We start from the raw sequence: 3,114 nt of genomic DNA, 5'->3' as shown, positions 1-3,114 counted from the left end.
TAGATAAAAATATATGGACAATACCAAAAGAAAACATGAAAGGTATTGTAGGAAAGGTTTCAGATTTTCGCGTGCCATTAAGTCGTGAAGCTTTGAAAGTGATTGAAAAATCTCTCCCTTTTGAGAAAAAAGGTTTTCTCTTTTCTGGTCTTACCGGCAAGCCAATTTCTGATGCAAGCATGGCAAAATATATGACAGTTTGCGGCTTAACTTATCGTCCCCATGGTTTTCGTTCAAGCTTACGGGATTGGATAGCAGAAACAACGTCAACACCGTTTGAGATTGCCGAAACTGTTCTTGCCCATTCAGTTGGGAGTTCAGTGACGAAAGCCTACATGCGAACGGATTTTTTAGAGCAACGGCGTGTTCTTTTAGAGCTGTGGGCTAGCTTTATATCGGGAGTGGTTTGACAAAATATTCTAAGGCCATTAGAGCATAAATATAATCATTGTTATTCTACCTTAATGGCAACCCTAAAGCTTTAAAGAAACGTTGATGTCTTTTCTCAGTATCAGCTATGAGCTTACTAAACGAAATAACCTCTATATAGGACTCATAACTCTTATGATATCCAAAATATCCCATATGATCGCCTGATTCTGTTAAATCCCAAAGTTTGCAGCACTCTTTTATTTTTGGAGTTAGATCACAGACGACATAACAGTAACCGGGAACTTTTCCATCCAAATTTATTGGACGCCCTTTTGGGGTAAGTACTTTGCCTGCACGAATTTTTTCTAGATAAGTAATGACCTGCAAAATAGGATCTGTTTCGGTACCAGCTTTCGCGTCATCTCTCATGGGACGCTTAATTTCTACTATAGTAAGAGATGCCAAAGTAGGAGATTCTAAACCCTCTTTGCTATCTGATACTAATAAAGGCTTCCAATAAATAGAATTATTACATAATTCTAAACTACATATATCAGGTCTTTCCTTTTCCATAGAGCCGGTAATAGACATTTTTTTTAATGATAAATCAGAAGCTAAATAATCATGAAATACTAATTTTTCGTCTATCAACCACAAGTTACAATTATCCATAGCTACAGAATTAGAATCACACTTCATGGGTACTATGAGTTGATGAATAACGTCTTCTTTAATATATTCTTTACCACCGTCATAAAGAGAATTTAAAGATTCCTTCAAAAGTTCTATGATAGTTTTTCTATGGAATAAGTAATTTGCCAAATCGGACTTTTTAAGATCACATACAGCATTTACATATTTATTAATTCTTGCTGCATAACTATCTGTATTTTCTCCTTGTTGAACTGCTAAAACATTATAACCTTCTTCTAAAATTTCATTTTCTACTCTAGCAAGACATTCATGCAAATGTAGTTCCAATTTTTTATCATTTATTTTAGGTGAAATCATATAGTCATTGTCTGTTAAATAGTTTAGGAGTGGACGATAGCGTGGTACTTTATGTGTGAAATTTTCAACTATCTCCTTACTGTTTTGAATGTTTTGCTTCAATTCTACAGCTAAATATTTTTGAATGCTTTCATAAATGGCTTGTCGTATTATCGGAAATGATATTTTTTTTCTTTTAAATAAATCTTCTTGTTTATCTTCAACATTTTCTTCAATATCAAAGCCTATTCTTTCAGAACGTACTCTTTCATCTAAAAAAAGAGAGCTTACATAACAAGAGTAGATAAATTCACCTATATCATCTTGCAGTTTTGATTGCATACCCGGAATTTTCTCAGATAACTTTTCTTTTGTAATAGCTCTATTGCCTGCACAAAAACATAAAGCCTGATTTTCTAAAGGTAAGGATCTAAATTTAATATGCATAATAGAAAAATTATAATTTTCTATTTTTATTTTTTCATTTAAAACGGCTCCATGCATGCATTGTTCATATAGATCATTTAATAATATCTTTTCTGTGTCATCTTCAATAGTTATGAAAGGGCAACCACCAGTTCTTGCAAAATACCAGAGACAATGTTCTAAGAGTGCTTTTGCGATAGATTGTAGTTTTTTAGGAATATGATTTTTATATTTTTGGTTTAGACCTGTTAACTCAACAATAGTTTCTCTCTTCGTACAATTATCTTGAAATTCATCTAATTCTTTTATACCTGCAGCAGCATCAAATAAAAATGTGCGCCCTTTTAATCCTCTATCTGTTTCATAAATACTCCTGATTTTTATATTATCAAAAGCTTTAAGCCATAAAAGTCGTCCTATACCATGGCAACCTTTATCTCTTTTATAATCTGAGTCTAAAGTTTTAAATGATTGAAAATTATGATCATTAAAGCCTGTACCATTGTCGATCACTTTAAAACCTACAATTTCTGTCTCGTTTAGTTTTTCTGTATCTTTGTCAAGTGGTAGTGAAGCTTGCTTCGATCTTATGACTGAAACTATAATGTAGCGTGAGGAAAAATCATTTCCTATTTCTTCAATGGAATGAATAGAATTTACAACTGCTTCAAAAAGAGGCAGTAGAGCATGATTTTCTGGTAAAGATGTATTTCTTACGCGGCCACTTAAATTTGTTCTCATTATCCACTCTAATCTATAAAAGACAATCAATTGTGTCGTTTTACAAAGATTTGACTTCCTCTTCATCCTTAAAGGATTAAAATTTCGAAGCTGTTCATATCAAATACAGTTTATTAGAAGCTTTAAATTCATGAAACAATTAATTCAAAGATTAATTCTTTGAAATCCACTGTTTTAAATGTGCAAAGATATTGTCTATCGCATCCATGAGACGAGCAAAATTAAGAATCCATTTTCTAAAGAATTTCGCGCGTCTCAGAGTATGTTTAGAGTCGGATATTTGGTTTTTGTGTAAAAATACTTACAAACGCATCCATAATACGTGAAAAATCAAGGGCTAATAAGAGTATAATGAGTACAATCCATTTCGTATAACGCGACATCACTTTTACACTTTTGTAGGTCATGATGATTTCTTGAAGTATTTCTTTTTCTGCTTCTGTAAGCTCTGTATCGTCTTGTGTTTTTTTTCTAGCCATGTTTCCACCCACACACGCGTTCACCTAGATTATTGTGCTTTAAGATCTCTCTTGCTAAGTTTGAACTGATGGCGTTCAGATCTTGCTTATCTAAATAAATTGGCAA

The 3,114-nt window shown here is 32.8% G+C and carries 3 protein-coding genes; 1 reads left to right on the top strand and 2 read right to left on the bottom strand.

Going from position 1 to position 3,114, the window contains the following annotated elements; translation table 11 throughout:
- A partial coding sequence (locus ACFIKJ_RS08905; protein ID WP_375670512.1) for a tyrosine-type recombinase/integrase occupies nt 1-410 on the top strand: 410 nt, incomplete at its 5' end.
- Nucleotides 411-456: 46 nt separating this feature from the next.
- On the opposite strand, the gene ACFIKJ_RS08900 is transcribed toward ACFIKJ_RS08905, so the two are convergent.
- Together ACFIKJ_RS08900 and ACFIKJ_RS08895 are read right to left on the bottom strand one after the other, a co-directional pair.
- On the bottom strand, nt 457-2,529 hold the full coding sequence (locus tag ACFIKJ_RS08900; RefSeq protein WP_375654026.1) for a hypothetical protein: 2,073 nt from the start codon (nt 2,527-2,529) through the stop codon (nt 457-459).
- Nucleotides 2,530-2,795: 266 nt separating this feature from the next.
- Nucleotides 2,796-3,008, bottom strand: a complete 213-nt coding sequence (locus tag ACFIKJ_RS08895) for a hypothetical protein (RefSeq protein WP_375620805.1) — start codon at nt 3,006-3,008, stop codon at nt 2,796-2,798.
- Between the last annotated feature and the right edge of the window lie 106 nt (nt 3,009-3,114).

The organism is Bartonella sp. PS7NMGDW, assembly GCF_042193585.1.
Taxonomy (GTDB): domain Bacteria; phylum Pseudomonadota; class Alphaproteobacteria; order Rhizobiales; family Rhizobiaceae; genus Bartonella; species Bartonella grahamii.
This window is presented reverse-complemented; position numbering and strand designations above follow the sequence as displayed.